The following is a 16,456-nucleotide window of genomic DNA, read 5'->3' as shown; positions in this document are numbered from 1 at the left end:
GGATTGACGATAGGGCGGAACGCCAGACGATAGAGCGGAACGCGACTGTCGAACCCCGAGATCCCCCTGAGCTAGACCCTTGAATAGCGCGCGGTCGCTCACATCGGGGGGCCGGCAGGGAAGGCGACGCGCGCCGCGACCTACCCGCCGTTGTAGCGCAGCACGCGGAAGCTCGGCTGACGCGTCAGCTCGAAGAGGAACCCGAAGCGGAAGCTGATCTGGCCGCTCTTGTCGTCGACCAGACCGCGCGGCGGATTCGGAAAGGGTTGAGCCAAGCGAAAGGCGCTCATCGCCTCCTCGTCGAGAAACGCCAGGCCCGAGGGCTGCTCGAGCTTGAGGTCGCGCAGCCCACCCTGCGGATCCAGCGTCACGATCAGCACCGTCAACCGATCCTTGAAGCCGTAGACGTTGCCCGTGGGGTCGCGGCGGCGGTAGACGCGATCGGGATGCCAGTTCTGCGCGACCTGCTGCTTGACCCGGTTGAAGAAGCCCGCGTAGCGCCAGCGGCGCGAATTGAGCAGCGTCTCTTCGCCCTGCTCCAGATCGCTGAGGGCGTCATTGGCGCCTCCCCCGAGCGCACGCGACATCTCCTGGTCGCTGACCATCAGGCGTCCAAGCCCTCCCGTCGCGGCCGCTCCCTGGTCGGCCGCGCGATCCGCGGGCGCTCGCGGCTGGCCTGGCGCCGCGGTGGCGGCAGCGGCAGGGGTCACGGCAAGCGGGCCCTCCCTGCTCGCCGCCGCAGGCGGGGCGGGCGCGACGCCGCTGCCCTGCAGGGGGGAAAGCGCCGGGGCCCGCGCCTGCGGCGGCGTGGGCTGCGCTGCGCTGCGCATCGCCAGCCGCGGCGCCCTGGGTGATCGGGGCGCAGGGCGGCCGCTGCGCGCGCCCTGCGCGGCGCGGGGCGCTGCGCTGCGCTCCGAGGCTGCTGCGCTCGGCCTTCGCGCGGCCCCAGGCGGGCGCGGCGCCGCCCTGGTCTCCTTCGCGACCTTGCTGTCGTACTCGGAGAGATACTTGGCGCGCTCCGGGCGCTGCTCGTCGCGCGGTCTGGGCAGCTCGACGACCTGCCCCTCGACCAGGCGCGCCTCGCGCTCCTCGCGCCCTTCCTGCTCGCGCAGGCTGCGCTGGAGACCCCGCAGGCGCGCGCGCGACAGCGCCTCGGAATCGGGCACCAACGCTACCTCGAAGGCTGCCGGTGGCTGGCGAGTCTCTTCGCCGCAACCCTCCGGGTTGAGCGTCGCGGCGACCACGAGCACCAGCACCAGCTGCAGATGTGCCAGCAGCGAGATGCCGATGAAGAGCAAGACGCCGCGCCCGCGGCGCTGCACGGTCCCAGGCTGGTTCATCGCGGCGCGCTCCGACAGGCCCTCAGTCTACCGCAGCGGACTGCCCGATGCCCGCAGCCCCGCCGATCGCGCGCCGATCGCGCGCCGATCGCTCCGGGGTTGGTCGTGCACGGCCGGCGGCGCTATGCTCGGCCGCGCGATGCAACAGCTCCCCTACGGCCGCTGGCGCTCACCGATCGACGCCGACGCGCTGGCCAGTGCGCTACGCCTCGAGGAGCTGCGCTGGAGCGACGAGGGCACGCTCTTCTGGGTCGAGGCGCGCGACGGTCGCGGCGTGTTGATGTCGACGCTCGGCGGGCGGAGCCCAGTCTGCGAGCTGACCAGCGCGGCGCACGACGTGCGCGGCCGTGTCGGCTACGGCGGAGGCGCCCTGGCTGTCGCGGCGGATCGCGTCGTCTTCGCCGATCGCGGCGGGCAGCTCTTCAGCGCACCAGCCGGCCAGGCGCTCGCCCGGCCCCTGACGCCACCGGGAGGGAGCTGCGCCGCTCCCGCGCTCTCGCGCGACGGTCGCTGGCTCGTCTACGTGCACCATGACGGCCGCGACGACCGGCTGCTCTTGGTCGACGCCGCCGGCCAGCAGACAGCGCGTCCGCTGGTCAGCGGATCCGACTTCTATCTGGACCCCGTTTGGCATCCGGATGGGCAACGCCTCGCCTGGATCGAGTGGGACCATCCGAACATGCCGTGGCAGAGCAGCCGCCTGCTGCTCGCCACGCTGGCAAGCAGCGGCGAGGCGCTGACCGTGGTCCGCCGTGAGCTGATCGCCGGCGGGCCGGGCGCCAGCGTGCTGCAGCCCCAGTTCTCAGCCGATGGGCGCTACCTCGGCTTCGTCAGCGACAGCAGCGGCTGGAGCGAGCTGCACCTGCACGAGCTTTCGAGCGGCGTCCAACGCCAACTCACGCACCTCCGCCACGAGCTGGCGCCCCCCGCCTGGGTCCAAGGGATGCGGCATTGGGGCTTCGCCCATGACGGCAGGTCCGCGCTCGCCGCGGTCAATGACGCCGGGTTTCAGCGCGTCGAGCGCATCGACCTGGCGAGCGGCCAGGGCACGCGCGTGCCGGGCCTCGAGGCGTACACCGCCGTGAGCTCCTTGGTACCCGCTCCGCACGCGGACGCCTTGGCCCTGGTGGCAGCGTCGTCGCGCAGCCCGCCGCGCCTTTTGCTCTGGCGCGGGGGGGATGCCGCGGTCGTGCGGCCGAGCACCGGGCTAGCGCTTGCGGCAGCAGCGCTGGCCGAGGCCCAGCCCTTGAGCTGGCAGGCCGACGACGGCCTGCGGGTCCACGCGCTGCTCTACACGCCGACCAGCGCCGAGCACCACGACGCCAGCGGCGCGCTGCCGCCCGCGATCATCGGCATCCACGGCGGCCCGACGGCGCAGAGCGGGGCGACGTTCAATGCGCGCGCGCAGTACTTCGCCACCCGTGGCTGGGTGTTTCTCGAGCTGAACCATCGCGGCAGCAGCGGCTACGGCCGCGCCTATCAGCAGGCGCTCGACGGCCGCTGGGGCGTCGTCGATGTCGAGGACACCCTCGGCGCCCGTGAGTACCTCGTCGGCGCCGGCCTCGCCGATCCGCGGCGGATCGTCGTGATGGGCGGCAGCGCAGGTGGTTTCACCGTGCTGGAGACGCTCTGCACCCACCCTGCCCGCTTCGCCGCCGGCGTCTGCCTCTACGGCGTCTCGGACCTGCTCGCGCTGACCGCCGATACGCATAAGTTCGAGGCGCACTATCTCGACAGCCTGGTCGGCGAGCTGCCGGCGACGGCCGCGCGCTACCGCCAGCGCTCGCCCCTCCACCACGCCGAAAGGATCGAGGACGCGCTGATCCTCTTTCAGGGCAGCGAGGACCGCGTCGTGCCGCCCGATCAATCGGAGCGGATCGCCGCCGTGCTGCGCCGACGCGGCATCCCCTGCGAGTATCACCTCTACGCCGGCGAGGAACATGGCTTCCGTCAGCCCGCGACGCTGCGCCGCTTCTACCGCGACCTAGAGCGCTTCCTCGATCAGCAGGTGCTGCAGCGCCGCGACGTCGGCGACCACGTCGAAGGGTAACCCGCGCCAGAACTGCACCAGATCGGCGGGCAGGGGACAGCGGAGCTGCCGCACCTCCCCATCGGCGGGGTGCGTGAAGCAGATCGACGCCGCGTGCAAGGCCTGGCGCGGCAGGAGCAGGCGCTCGGCGAGCGACGCGGTCCACCCGGTCTCGAGGTACTCCAGGTGGCAGCGCGGATCGAGGCCGTAGAGCTTGTCGCCGACGACCGGCGCGCCGATCGCTGCCAGATGCACGCGGATCTGATGCTGGCGGCCCGTCTCCGGCATGGCCTCCACCAGGCTGAAGGGACCCCGACGAGCCAGCCGGCGAAAGCGCGTGCAGGAGGCCAGGCCCGCGGCGACAACGGCGCGCTTGACGCGGATCCCCGCGACCGTGTCGGCGCCGATCGGCAGCTCGACGACCCCGCTCGGCCCCGGGTCGCCGTGAACGATCGCCAGGTAGGCCTTATGCATCCGTCGGCGCGCCAGCTGCCCTTTGAGGGCGATCTCAGCAGAGCGCGTCCGCGCCAGGAGCACGATCCCCGAGGTCTCGCGATCGAGGCGATGGACCAGCCGCGGCGTCGCCTCAGCGCCGAAGTGCTCGCGCAGCAGGGCCGTCAGCGTGTTGCGGTGGTAGAGCGCCGTCGCGTGCATCGGCAGCCCGGCGGGCTTGGCGATGGCGAGCAGCGCCTCGTCCTCGTGCAGCACCTCAAAGGTACGCGGCACCGGCGGCTCGATCGGTGCGGGCCGCAGCAGCCGGATCTCTTGACCGGCCTGGACGCGCGCCGCGGCACGCCAGCGTCCCGTGGCCTCCCCGGGGCTCGGCCCGACGCCCGCAGCCTGCGCCGCGATCATGCGTTGGATTCGCGCGCGCGAGAGCCTGGGGACCTGCGCCTTGAGGAAATGATCGAGGCGCCAGCCCGCGTATTGCGGCGCCACGACGAAACGGATCTCGATCGTCTCCACCACGGATCTAGGGCGTCGGATCGAAGTGCAGCTTGACCCGCGCCCGCGCGGGCAGCGTGACGCGTCGTTGCGACGTCTTGATGCCGAGCGCCGGATAGTGAATCTGCACGCTGTAGCGTCCGGCCGGCAGCCTCAGCTCGAGGCGCGGCGTCTGTCCGACGGCGCGATCGTCGACGTAGACCGTACCGAGCTGCACGCTGGTGACGACCAACACCGCCTCGCGTGAGGCGGCGACGCTCTCGGCTGAGCGGCGGCGCAGCACCGCCTGCACGGCGATCTGGCGGCCAGCCGCGACGCGAACGGGCAGCTCGAAGGGCAAGAAGTCCTCATGATCGAGCCGCAGCGTGCAGCTACGCCCGGCCTCGAGCGCCAAGGTCGCGGGCGTCCGCTGACCCGTGTCGCGCTCGCAAAGCGCGATCGCCGCGCCCGCCGGACGGCTCTGCACGCGCAGGCGTCCGACCCCGCGCACGGCACGCGGCCTGGCCGTCGACGGCAGGTCGGCCGGCAGGTCCTCCGCGGCGGGCGCGGCGGCCGCGGCGTCGGCGACGCCCGCCGGCGCGCGGCGGCGATAGGCAGCCTCGTCGAGCACGAGCATGCGGTAGCCGAAAAAACCGGCCGTCCCCAGCACCGCCGCGAGGAAGACCAGCAGGCTGAACCCGCCAAGCCAACTGGCGCCGCGCGAGGACGCCTGGTGCTGACCGCTTCGCGATGGCGCCGCGCTGCGCTCCACCGCCGGGGCGGGCCAACGGCTGCGCCGCTGCTCGGAGGCGTGAGCATCGAAGGTCGTTAACCCGCGCCGCGGATCCTGGCGCGAGAAGACCCCAGCGCGCGGATTCGCCGCCTCCAGCTCGCGCTGGGAGGGCGCATCGAAGGGCGCATCGAAGGGCGCATCGAAGGGCGCATCGAAGGGCGCATCGAAGGGTGCGCTCGGGCGATCGGCCGGCCGCGTGGCTGGCCGCACCGCCCGTGGCGGCAAGACCACGGCGGCCGTCGCGTCTGTTACCGACACCTCCTCGCCCCCACCACCGTACGTCAGCACGCGCATCGGCGCGGCGCGGCCCGCGCTCATCGCCTCGCGTTCGGCCGGCGCCAGGACGGCGTTCCCGGACGCCGGAGGGCCGCTCCCGGGCAAGGGGGAGATCGTCATCTCCCCCGTCGGTAGACGCCGCACGACCTGCTCGCCAGCCAGCACCAGGGGAACCGTGCCGATCCGATCCGACCCTGCGCTCGGCCAGCCGCTCGCCGTCGACGCGGCCGGCGCTCGGGCGCTGGACGCCAGGGGCGCCGCCGTCGCCGGCGGTGGGCTCCCGCCCGCGCTGACCACCGGGCTCGAGGCCGCGCGCACCGCACCGGTGGCCTCGTCGATGCGCCGCGCCGGCGCCGCCGCGGGGGCCGCCGCAGCCTCGACCAGCGGTGCCTCGGGCCCTGGTACCTTGGGCGCGCTCGCCAGCCCCCGACCGGAGGCCGCCGCCGCGCCGACGAGCAGCTCCGGCCTCAGGACGCCGGCGCCGCCCCCCAGACGCGTGCGCTGCACGCGCCGCTCCTCGGGGAAGACGCTGCGCATCAGCGCCGCCAGCTCACTGCGCCCGAAGAGCGTCCCACCGCGTCGGCGTCCGGTCGCCTCGACGTCGCCGCGCTCGGCCAGAAAAACGAGCAGCTCGCGCCTGAAGTCGGCAGCGGTCTGAAAGCGCTTGCGCGGCTTGCGATGCATCGCGCTCGAGACAATCTGCAGCAGCGCGTCCGGCACCTCGGCGGCGCTGCGTCGGATCGGCTCGAACTCGGCCTCCTGCATCCGCCGAATCACCTCGGTGTCGGGAAGGGTCAGCGAGTGCGGCTCACCGCGGAGCAGCTCATAAAGCACGACGCCGGCGGCGAAGATATCCGTGCGCGAGTCGAGCGGCTGTCCAGAGGCCTGCTCGGGCGACATATAGCGGAACTTGCCCTTGATCACGCCGACCTGCGTCTCGACCATGCGCTGGCGGGCCTTGGCGATGCCGAAGTCGATGACCTTGACCTCGCCCTCATAGCTGATCAGCACGTTCTGCGGGCTGATGTCCCGATGCACGACGCCGAGCGAATGCCCCTCCATGTCCTCCTTGCGGTGGGCATAGTCCAACCCGGCGAGCAGCTCACTGACGACATGGACCGCCGCCTCGACGGGCATGAAGCTCTGCTGCCGGCGGTGGGCCTCGAGCACCGCGCGCAGGTCCTCACCGGCCACGTATTCCATCGCGATGAAGTACGAGCCGTCGACCTGGCCGAGGTCCAGCACCTGGCAGATGTTCGAGTGCGTGAGCTGGGCGGTGATCCGCGCCTCGTCGATCAGCATCCGCGCGAACTCGCTATCCTCGCCGAGTCGCGGATGCAGGCGCTTGATCACCACCGGCTTGCTGAAGCCAGCCTCGCCGTGGACGGTCGCAACAAAGACCTCGGCCATGCCACCGGAGGCCAGCCGCTCGATCAGCTTGTACTTGCCAAAGGTCTCCTGCACGAACCTTCCGCCCCGGGAGTCAGTTTCCACCAGCGGCCGCGCAGCGTCAAACGAGCCGGGAAGAGATGGCTACCCGACGACCAAGCCTCGTGCGCTTTCACCCCGCCCTCCGCTCTGAGCGCCCGGATTGGGCCTGGGAGACCCAGGCTGGGCGCGGGGGACCGGCCGTGGGGCTTCCAATCGCCTCCTCCGCTGCTACACCCAACGACCAGACAGGCAGGCGACACAAAGCCCGGCGCAAGGCGGGACCACGCCGGCCAACCTGGCCGCCGCAACCGGGAGCGCATCGCCTCAAGGAGCAGCAGTCGATGTCCAGCCCCACCCGCGAGAACGCTGCACGCCAGCCGAGGAGCGCGACGGAACCGGCGAAGCGCCTTGCGACGACCTTCACCGCTGGCTGGGGCAGCTTGCTCGTTGTCGGGATGCTGCTCGGTGGCTGCGGTGATCAACAACTGATCAGCGCCCGCTCGACCCCAGACGCCGACAGCGCCGCGGCCGACGACGCGGGGAGCCGCGCGAACGACGGAGGGGAGTCGTGCAGCGGACAGGCCGGCGTCGGCGACGACTGCGACTGCCGCCTGGGCGAGAGCGAGGCGTGCTACCCGGGACTGGCCGAGCATGCGGGCGTCGGCGCCTGCGAGCGCGGCACGCGCACCTGCACCTCGGGGCCCGGCGGCCTCGGCAGCCGCTGGAGCGACTGCGCCGACGCTGTGAGCCCGGCCGCCAGCGACACCTGCGGCGATGCGATCGACAACGACTGCGATGGCACCGCCGACGAAGGCTGCCCTCCGGTTACCTTCGCCGACGTCTGTGACGTCGGCGCGGCGAACACCTACGTCGAGGCGGCGATCGACCCGGCCTCGCCTTCGACCTGGTACGTACTCGATCATAGGGGCGCGGTGGCGCGCACCCTCGACGACGGCGCCTCGTTCACGGTGCTCTGCCGCGTACCAGCATTCCGCGGGGGTGAGCGACGATCCGAGATCTGGGCGCTGCGAAACGAGGCACGGCTGCTAATCTCGCCCGCCTCCGACCACACCGCCTACCTGGCGCTCGACGACCTCGTGCTGCGCATCGACCCGCTCGGCCCCTCTGTCGACTGCCCGACGGTGAGCGAGCCGGGCACATATTCACCGTCCGACGGGTTTTCAGGCGGCCCCTGCGCGCTTTCCGCGAGCAGCGGGGAGCTCTTCATCTGGACGCGCGCGATGGATGGATCGGACTGGATGAACCCGAGGGAGGACTTCGGCCAACTGCGCAAGTCCTCCGATGGTGGCCGCAGCTGGACCCCCGTCGCCGCGGACCCCCTCGCGATGACGACCCACGTCCGATCGCTGGCCGTCGACCCCGCCAGCCCCGAGCACCTCTTGGCGCTCACCACCGACGGCGACCGATCTGGGATCTACGAAACGAGCGCTGGAGGCGCCTGGACCAAGCGCTCGGCGCTGACGCTTTACGCCGAGGACCTCCCGCCCGCGATCCACTTCGACCCGGTAGCGACGGGCCACGCCTATGTCGACCGCGGCGGGAGCTCAGACCGCTACGGCCCCTACGGCGATGGGTTCCACTCCACCGATGGCGGCGCCACCTGGCAGGTCAGCGCCGGGCACGCGGCACCGCTGGGTGAGTCGGTGATCAACCCCACGAACGGCGCGGCCTTCCGCTTCCGCGAGGCGGCCAATAACGGCGGCATGGTGATCGAGCGGGCGCCCAGCCTGAGCGTGCCCAATCCCGCCTGGACGACCGTCGCCAGCTTTCCCTCCGGTCTCGACCGCTTCGCGCGAATCGACGCCGCCGGACAAAGGGTGCTGGCGGTCGTGGGGCTGCGCCTCTGGGTCAGCCGCGATGGAGGCCAGAGCTTCACCGGCCCCCTCGGTGGTGGTCTTCCCGTCACCTTCGGCTTCAGCGCGCTCGACAGCGTCGACGGCCAGACGTTCTATGCGACCTCCCCCGAGTGGCATGTGCTGCGCTCGACCGACCAGGGGGCTCGCTTCTCTCGGGTCTTCACCAACAGCACCACCCTGGGCACCCATCAGCGTGACGTCGCGCGCCTGCGCGTCTATCCGGCCCAGCCGGATATTGCGATCGTCTGGGCAGGGCGTGGCTCCGGCAACGACCCGTCGGTCATCCGAACCAGCGACGCCTTCCAGTCGGCAGCCCTCACTCAGGAGGGCGCGACTTCCTATGCCGGCTCTCTGCTGGCGCTGAGCGTCGAAGATCCCGCCAGCGCCTTCCTCTTCCGCGCCTACGACTACCCGGTCCGAATTCCCCCATCCGCCGGACCGCCCTGGACCGAGCTCACCGACGGCACACCCCTGCCGCCGCCCGTCGACGCCTGGGTGCTTCCCGGCCAGGCGTCGACCCAAGTGCTGGTCACCGCGACACAGTGGGCTGGCCGGTACATCGGCGCGCTACGCTACGACGCCTCGACCCAAGACTACGTCGACGACACAGCCGCCCTGAGCGCGGCCCTGGGCGATGAGCATCCCGCGGGCCTGGAGGCCTTCAAACGCGGCGCCTCCGTCATCTTCCGCCTCATCGGCGTGGGGGGACGGCTCGCGGAATCGACAGACGGGGGCGCCACCTTTCACGGCATTGCCGGTGCCAAAGGCGGACTCGGCCCTTGTCCTGATCGCCGCATCGCCTCGTTGGCCAGCGACCGGAACGTGCTCGCGAGCTGGTGTTCCTCCCACCATACGGCCCTCTACTACTCTAGAAACGGCGGCCGGGACTGGGCAATGACGGGCGGAACGAGTTGGCAGGAGCTCGCCTGCGCGGACGTCTGGGACCTCGCCGTCGGCGCTGAGCAGCTGATCACGCTTTGCCGGCCGGATCCGATTTTGCGGCATAACCGAGGCACCAGGGACAGCCACCTGATCGTTCGGGTCCCCTATTGAGCTGAGCGCGTCGGCCTCGGGGCGAGCAGGCACCTTGCCGAGCCTTGGGCCTCGCGACCCAGGCCCCCCGGGTACCGCGATCGCGGCCCTTGGTCGCGCTTGGCCCGTGACTTCGCGCCGGCCTCCCCGCTACAATGCGGCCCGTTGACCCCACCGTCGCGCGCGGTGGCCGCTCGCCGCCCGAGGGGGCGCGGGGCGGCTCACGCCGCGCAGGAAGCGCCATGGCCGAGAAGAGCACGAGCTTCGCCGACTACGCCGAACCGACCAAGATCGCCTACGTCGGTGGCAAGCCGACCGAGCTGCACCTGCGCCGCTGCAAGCTGGTCTATCGCGGCCCGAACGGGATCGTGCGCGAGAAGGCCTTCGAGCAGTCCAGCGTCAGTCTGGGCGCGATCGACGAGAACGACTTCGTGATCAACGAGGACACCGTCTCACGCCGTCACTGCACCGTGATTCAGGAGCCGGACGGCTACATCCTGATCGACCAGGGGTCGACCAACGGCACCTTCATCAACGGCGTCCGCGTCCGCGAGGCCTTCCTCCGTCCCGGCTGCACCGTGCAGCTGGGCAAGGCGGAGCTGCAGTTCTTCTTCGCCGACGAGAAGGTGCCCATCGTCCCCAGCGACAAGGATCACCTCGGCCGGCTGGTCGGGCGCAGCCTGAAGATGCGGCAGATCTACGGCATCATCGAGAAGATCGCGCGCACCGGCACCACGGTCGTGCTGGAGGGGGAGACCGGCACCGGCAAGGAGGTCGTGGCGCAGACGATCCATCAGCTGAGCGAGCGGGCCAGCGGCCCGATGATGGTGCTCGACTGCGGCGCCGTGCCCGCCAACCTGATCGAGAGCGAGCTCTTCGGCCACGAGAAGGGGTCGTTCACCGGCGCGATCATGACGCGCCAGGGGCTCTTCGAGCTCGCCAGCGGCGGCACGCTCTTCCTCGATGAGCTCGGCGAGCTCTCGCTCGACCTGCAACCGAAGCTGCTCCGTGCGCTCGAGCAGCGCGAGGTGCGGCGCGTCGGCTCCGGCAAGGCGCTCAAGGTCGACGTGCGCGTGATCGCCGCGACCAACCGCAACCTCGAGCAGGAGGTCAAGGCCGGTCGCTTCCGCGAGGATCTCTTCTATCGGCTCTCGGTCGTGCGCATGCTGCTGCCCCCGCTGCGCGAGCGGCGCGACGATATTCCGCTGCTGATCGACCACATGCTCAAGCAGCTCGGCGCCAACCGCCGGCACGATGGCTCGCTGCGCGCCGACCACGTCGACCGCGACGCGCTCGATCTCTTGCTCGAGCACGAGTGGCCCGGCAATGTCCGCGAGCTCTTCAACGTCCTCGAGCGCGCCGTATCCTTCGCCGAGGGCGGCGTCGTCCGCGTGCAGGATCTGCCCGACTCCGTGCGCCATCCCGACGCGCCGCATTCCGCCGAAGCGCGCGGCGCCGACGGAACCTTCAAGGATGCCAAGGAGCGCTGGGTCTCGGGCTTCGAGCGCGACTACATCCTCAGCCTGCTGAAGAAGAGCAACGGCAACATCTCCCATGCCGCGCGTGAGGCCGACATCGATCGCAAGTACTTCCGCAAGCTGATGCGCAAGTACGACATCGACGCCGGCGACGCGTCAGACGAGTAGCGCCATGGCTTCACGCGTTCTGGTCGTCGACGACGACCCCTGGATCCGGACGATGGTGGCGACGATGCTGCGCCAGGGCGGCCACGCGGTCGAGCTGGCCGAGAATGGCGCCAAGGGGCTCGTCGCCGCCGGGCGCTTCGAACCGGAGCTGATCGTCACTGACGTGATGATGGAGGGCATGGACGGCTGGACCTTCGTACGGCAGCTCCGCAGCCAGCCCAAGACGGCGCTGATTCCCGTGATCTTTCTGACCGCTTTGGATAGCGCCGACGACCGCATTCGCGGCTTTCAGCTCGGCGCCGACGACTACCTCGCTAAGCCCTTTCGCTTCGAGGAGCTCAACCTGCGCATCGAGCGCACCCTGCGCGGCGTCGAGCGCATGGGACGCATCGCCCACGATCTTGGGCAACACAGCGCGCCGAACGTCGCGCTGCACGGCAAGCTCGCGCAGCTCGGGACCAGCGCGCTGCTGACGATCCTCGATCTGGAGCGCAAGTCTGGGGTGCTCGTGCTGACGGCAGACGACGGCACGGTCGGGCGTATCTTTCTCCGCGGTGGCAAGGTCATCGGCGCGCAGCTCGCCGCCCCCGCGACCGAGGTCGGCGGCGAGGCGGTCTTCGCGATGCTCGGCTGGAACGACGGGACCTTCGAGTACACCGCGCTCGAGGTCGAAATGGAGGACGCGGTCGGTCTGGCAACGACCGAGCTGCTGATGGAAGGCGCGCGCCGGATGGACGAAGCGAACGCCGGACTGTCGCAGCGGGACGGCTAGGCGAGCGTGGGCCTCTACTACTACCTCACGCCCGTGCTCGGTGGCCCGAGCGGACCCCATTTCCCGATCGCAGTTCATCGGCAGGTGATCGGCCGCGCCCAGGAGGCGGAGATCGTCCTGGCCGAGCCCACGGTCTCGCGCGAGCACGCCGCCATTCACTGCGAGCAGGGCGTCGTACACCTGCAGGATCTCGGCAGCCGGCACGGCACCTTCGTCAACTCGCGGCGGATCACGACCGCGCAGCTCAAGACGGGCGATCTGGTGGTCTTCGGCCTGAGCCTCGCGCTGAGGCTCGAACAATCCTCGCGAGCCCTCGCCGCCACGCCGACGCAGGTGGCGCCGGGCGAGGACGGGGTCACGCTCGGCGACGCCCGCAATACACGGCGACGCACGACCTCGGCCCACCACGAGCTGCGCCCGCGAGTGGACGCCGCCGGGACGCTCTCTCCCCGCTCGCGGATCCGCTGGTTCGGTCCGGCCCTGCACCAGCTCGCGTCGCTCGGCGCCGCCTGCACCGAGGCCCTGCCAGCGCTGGAGCGCAGCCTGGAAGCGGCGCTCGCGACCCTCGACCAGCGGCCGCCGCCCCAGCACCTGCAGGCCGAGCTGCAGCGCGAGCTGCTGGGCGCGCAGGAACGGCTGCGGGCCGTCGTGGCATGCAGCGCGCTGCGAGGGGTCGCGGGGCAGCCCCTGGCCCTGCTGGATACGGTGCGCGCCGCGGTCAACGAGCTGGCGGGCGAGGCGGCGCGCCACCATGTGCAGTTCGAGCTGGGGATCCCGCTGGCGCTGCAGGTCCGCGCGCACCCGGGCCAGCTGCGCGGGGCGCTGACGACCTTGCTGGCGAACGCGGTCCTTTCCAGCCCGCCGGGCGCCACGATTACCGTCGAGGCGCGCCTCGACGGAGGCGAGGTCGTGCTGATGATCAGCGACGTCGCCGCGCCCGTGCCGCCCGACGTTCGGCGCGCGCTCGCGGACCCCACCGCGACCCTGGAGGCCGACTGGCAGCCGCTGGCCTTGAGCCTGCTGGCCGCGCGGTACGCGCTCCTGCCGCTGGCCGCCACGGTTGAGCTCGGTCTGCCGGCGCGCGGCGCCGGACGCTGCGTTCGCATCTCGCTCCCGCTCGGCTGAGCGCGGCGCTGGAGGATCGCTTGGCGATGGTTGCCGGAAGGCCAGAGTGCGGCTAGATTGCCGGCATGATGTCCATCAACGGTTCTCGTCGCCGCACGCTCGTGCTGATGTTGGTGTCGGGCGGGGTCATCAGCGCCGCCGTCCTCTTCTTGGTCTTCAGCTCGGTCAGCGGTGGCAGCGCGCTCGAGTACTTCAAGAACGTCGACGAGGTCACTGTCCAACCGCAGCGCTGGCTGGGCCGCCGCCTGCGAGTCCATGGCAACGTCGTCGCCGGCACGATTCAGAAGAAGCCGGGCACGCTCGACCACCGCTTCGCCGTGCACAGCCGCGGGCAGTGGCTCGAGGTCTCCTATCGCGGGCTCGTTCCCGATACGTTCAAGGACTGCGCCGAGGTCGTCGTCAAGGGGCAGCTGCTGCCGAGTGGGCGCTTCGCCGCCGACACGGTCACGGCCAAGTGCCCTTCCAAATACGACGAGAAGCAGCGCCTGAGCGGCTGCGGCGACGAGGTCAAGCCGCAGGTGCTGTCCCGTCGCTCCGTCGGCCGGACCTAAGGCCGAGCCAGGCGCCCACGGCCCCCTTGCGCCAGCGACTGCAGGTCCCTCGCCCGCCGCGGCCGCGTGAAACGTGAGTCGCACCCGCACTGCTGAAGGCCGACGTGCACGCCATCGGGCCGTGACCTGCGTCCTCTGCGCCTGCGCCCTCACGCTGGCGCCGGGTTCCGGCCGCGCGTCGCCGCTCGATGCTGCCGCCCAGGCCCTGCTCCAGCGCGCCTATCAGCGGGTGCTCGAGCTGCTGCCCCACGAGGTCGAGAGCCCCGAGGCCCGCCTCTTGCGCGCCCAGGCCCTGCTGCAGCTCGGTCGCGCTGCCGAGGCCAGCACGGCGCTCGCCGGCCTCGAGGCCGCGCTGCCTGCCGTGGCCGACGTGGTCGCCTTCTGGCAGGGCGAGGCCTTCGCGGCGAGCGCTGAGCTCGAGGCCGCCCAGCAGGCCTTTGCGCGCGCGAGCGCCTTGCCCGGGAGCCGCATGGTCGACCGGGCGCTGCTCCGTCGGGCGGAGCTGCTGACCCAGCTCGGCCGTCAACGCGCGGCCTTGCTGCTCCGCGCGCTGCTGCTGCGCAGCGATCCCCAACATCCGCAGCGCGCCGCGCTCGAGCTGGCGATGGCGCGCAACGAGCTCGCGACCGGCCAGCGCCGCGCGGCGGCGACGCGGCTGCGCCAGGTCTGGCGGGACTGGCCCGAGAGCGCCGCGGCCGCCGAAAGCGAGGCTGAGCTCGACGCGCTGCAGCGCGTCCAACCCGCGCTCGTGCCGACGCCCAGCCTGCACGAGCACCTGCTCCGCAGCCAGCGTTTGCGACGACACAAGCGCTACGACGACGCCCTGCGCGAGCTGGAGTCGGCGCGGGCGAGCTGGCCCCAGGCGGCCGCGCGGATCGACGATGCCATCGCGAGCACGCTGCGGCAGGCCGGGCGTTTGCTCGAGGCGGCCGCGCTCTTCACGGGCCTGCTGGGTCAAGCCCCGGCGCTCGGGCGTCCCCGGCTGCGGCGCTTGCTCGCCGATTGCCTCGCGCGCCTCGGGCGCCTCGACGAGGCCCTCGCCCTCTACGGCGACCTGGCCAGCCAGCCGCGCCTGGCCAGCACACAGGCCGGCCGCGCGGGGCAGCGCGAGCTCTCTGCGCTTTTCGCGCGCCATGGCCGCTACCAGGAGGCCCTGGACTACTATGAACGCGCCTGGGAGCGACGTGCGCCGGCACGGCGCGCGCTCCGCGATCACCAACGCCGGCTGGCGTGGCTGACCTATCGCGCTGGCGCGCTGAGCCAGGCGATTGCGCGCTTGCAGACCCTCGAGGCCGCCGACGACGAGCGACCCTTCGCTCGCTACTGGCAGGCTCGAGCGCATGCCGCGCTCGACCAGCACGAGCAGGCGACCGCGATCTATCGCGAGCTATGGGCGGAGCTGCCCGGCAGCTATTACGGTCAGCTCGCGCTCTCGCGGCTCAGCGAGCTCGCTCAGTTCCCGCTCAGGCCCCCGGACTGCAAGGTTCTCGTGGCGGCCCCAACGCGGACACGCACCGCGCGCGCGGAGCTGCTCGACGCGGCTGCTGCGCGCTGGGGCACCCAGCTCCCGCGCCTCGAACGCGCGCGCCTGCTGTGGCGCGCGGGCCTCGAAGGGGACGCGCGCCACGAGCTGCTGCTGACGGCGCTCCAGTACGGCCTGACCCTCCAGGGCCGCGGGAGCCGGGCCTACGCCGTCCGCAGACCGGCCCTGCGCTATTGGCGCGGCGCAGGGCAGCCCGTCTCACCCCTTTGGGGAGCACGAGGCCTCGAGCTCCGTCGCGCCGCCAACACCCTCGGCGCGGAGCTCGGCACCCTGCTCGCCGCCATCGGCAACCTCGATTTCCTCGCCGCTCGCCTCGCCCCCCCCGGCCCGGACGGCGCCTCCGCGCAGCTTCGCTTTCCGCGGCGCTACGAGGCGCTCGTGCAGCGGGCCGCCGCGGCGGAGGGGGTCGATCCGCTGCTGATCTGGGCGATCATCCACAAGGAGAGCGCCTTTCGGCCGGATGCGCTGTCGCCCGTCGGCGCCGCGGGTCTGATGCAGCTGATGCCGCGCACCGCCGCACGCCTAGCCAGCGCCCACAAGATCGCGCTCGACGATGCGCGCGCGGTCTTCGAGCCACAGCTCAACATCGCGCTCGGCACGCGCTACCTGCGCGCGCTGATCGACAAGTTCCACGGCCAGCTGCCGCTGGTCGCCGCCGCCTACAATGGCGGGCCCAGCAACGTCGCGGCCTGGCTCGACTGGCGCGGCTCGTTGGCCGCGATGGACCAGTTCGTCGAGGAGATCCCCTTCCGCGAATCGCGCGGCTACGCCAAGAAGCTCGTGGTCCTGCTCGCCGCCTATCGCCGCACCTACTGCGGCGCGGCCGGCGTCGTCGTCCCCAACCACCTCGACCGGAGCTACGCCGCCGAACCCAGCTTCTGAGGGCGGTCAGGATCGCCCCGACGGGCCCGCGCTGCCGGACCTGCGACCCACGACAGTTTGACTGTGACGCGCCTGATATGCCCCTGCGCAGCGCTGGATTCTCGACCGAGGGCCTTCCGCTGATCGGCTGACTTCCTCGGCGCCCTCCCGCGCGACCACGGCGGAAGAAATCCGCTATCATTTCTTATACTGTAATCCGGCTGTCAATTTATTCTTGCCACCGGCAAAGCCTGAC

At 71.5% G+C, this 16,456-nt stretch carries 10 protein-coding genes; 7 read left to right on the top strand and 3 right to left on the bottom strand.

All coding sequences use genetic code 11. The features are described from left to right. Positions 1 to 140: 140 nt before the first annotated feature. Positions 141 to 1,340, bottom strand: a complete 1,200-nt coding sequence (locus IPL40_02815; GenBank protein ID MBK8480098.1) for a TonB family protein — start codon at positions 1,338 to 1,340, stop codon at positions 141 to 143. Here IPL40_02815 and IPL40_02810 point away from each other — a divergent pair. After that, a complete protein-coding gene (locus tag IPL40_02810; protein MBK8480097.1) occupies positions 1,288 to 3,390 on the top strand; it encodes a S9 family peptidase in 2,103 nt (700 codons plus the stop codon). The two genes, IPL40_02815 and IPL40_02810, sit on opposite strands and share 53 nt — an antisense overlap. Here IPL40_02810 and IPL40_02805 read toward each other — a convergent pair. Beyond that, entirely contained in the window at positions 3,325 to 4,335 is a 1,011-nt protein-coding gene (locus IPL40_02805; GenBank protein ID MBK8480096.1) for an RluA family pseudouridine synthase, read from the bottom strand. The genes IPL40_02810 and IPL40_02805 overlap by 66 nt on opposite strands. Before the next feature lie 7 nt (positions 4,336 to 4,342). Beyond that, complete coding sequence (locus IPL40_02800; protein ID MBK8480095.1) at positions 4,343 to 6,826, bottom strand: protein kinase; 2,484 nt, start codon at positions 6,824 to 6,826, stop codon at positions 4,343 to 4,345. Between the two features lie 308 nt (positions 6,827 to 7,134). On the opposite strand from IPL40_02800, the gene IPL40_02795 reads away from it, so the two are divergent. From IPL40_02795 to IPL40_02770, 6 genes are all read left to right on the top strand, one after another. After that, positions 7,135 to 9,723 carry a hypothetical protein gene (locus IPL40_02795; protein MBK8480094.1) on the top strand — a complete coding sequence of 863 codons (2,589 nt, stop codon included), beginning with the start codon at positions 7,135 to 7,137 and terminating at the stop codon, positions 9,721 to 9,723. Positions 9,724 to 9,944: 221 nt separating this feature from the next. Further along, on the top strand, positions 9,945 to 11,348 hold the full coding sequence (locus tag IPL40_02790; protein ID MBK8480093.1) for a sigma 54-interacting transcriptional regulator: 1,404 nt from the start codon (positions 9,945 to 9,947) through the stop codon (positions 11,346 to 11,348). Between the two features lie 4 nt (positions 11,349 to 11,352). Continuing rightward, complete coding sequence (locus IPL40_02785; GenBank protein MBK8480092.1) at positions 11,353 to 12,120, top strand: response regulator; 768 nt, start codon at positions 11,353 to 11,355, stop codon at positions 12,118 to 12,120. Positions 12,121 to 12,126: 6 nt separating this feature from the next. Beyond that, on the top strand, positions 12,127 to 13,245 hold the full coding sequence (locus IPL40_02780) for an FHA domain-containing protein (GenBank protein ID MBK8480091.1): 1,119 nt from the start codon (positions 12,127 to 12,129) through the stop codon (positions 13,243 to 13,245). 65 nt (positions 13,246 to 13,310) lie between these two features. Beyond that, a complete protein-coding gene (locus IPL40_02775) occupies positions 13,311 to 13,796 on the top strand; it encodes a cytochrome c maturation protein CcmE (protein ID MBK8480090.1) in 486 nt (161 codons plus the stop codon). Between the two features lie 121 nt (positions 13,797 to 13,917). Next, positions 13,918 to 16,221 (top strand): lytic transglycosylase domain-containing protein, encoded by a 2,304-nt coding sequence (locus IPL40_02770; protein MBK8480089.1) that lies wholly within the window; start codon positions 13,918 to 13,920, stop codon positions 16,219 to 16,221. The last annotated feature ends 235 nt before the right edge of the window (positions 16,222 to 16,456 follow it).

This window comes from Pseudomonadota bacterium (assembly GCA_016711215.1).
In the GTDB taxonomy this organism is placed as follows: Bacteria; Myxococcota_A; Polyangia.
This window is presented reverse-complemented; position numbering and strand designations above follow the sequence as displayed.

Excerpts from the sequence above, each read along its gene's own strand:
- IPL40_02775 (MBK8480090.1), top strand. The coding sequence starts at position 13,311 with ATGATGTCCATCAACGGTTCTCGTCGCCGCACGCTCGTGCTGATGTTG.
- IPL40_02810 (MBK8480097.1), top strand. The coding sequence starts at position 1,288 with ATGAAGAGCAAGACGCCGCGCCCGCGGCGCTGCACGGTCCCAGGCTGG.
- IPL40_02795 (MBK8480094.1), top strand. The coding sequence starts at position 7,135 with ATGTCCAGCCCCACCCGCGAGAACGCTGCACGCCAGCCGAGGAGCGCG.
- IPL40_02790 (MBK8480093.1), top strand. The coding sequence starts at position 9,945 with ATGGCCGAGAAGAGCACGAGCTTCGCCGACTACGCCGAACCGACCAAG.
- IPL40_02815 (MBK8480098.1), bottom strand. The coding sequence starts at position 1,340 with ATGAACCAGCCTGGGACCGTGCAGCGCCGCGGGCGCGGCGTCTTGCTC.
- IPL40_02785 (MBK8480092.1), top strand. The coding sequence starts at position 11,353 with ATGGCTTCACGCGTTCTGGTCGTCGACGACGACCCCTGGATCCGGACG.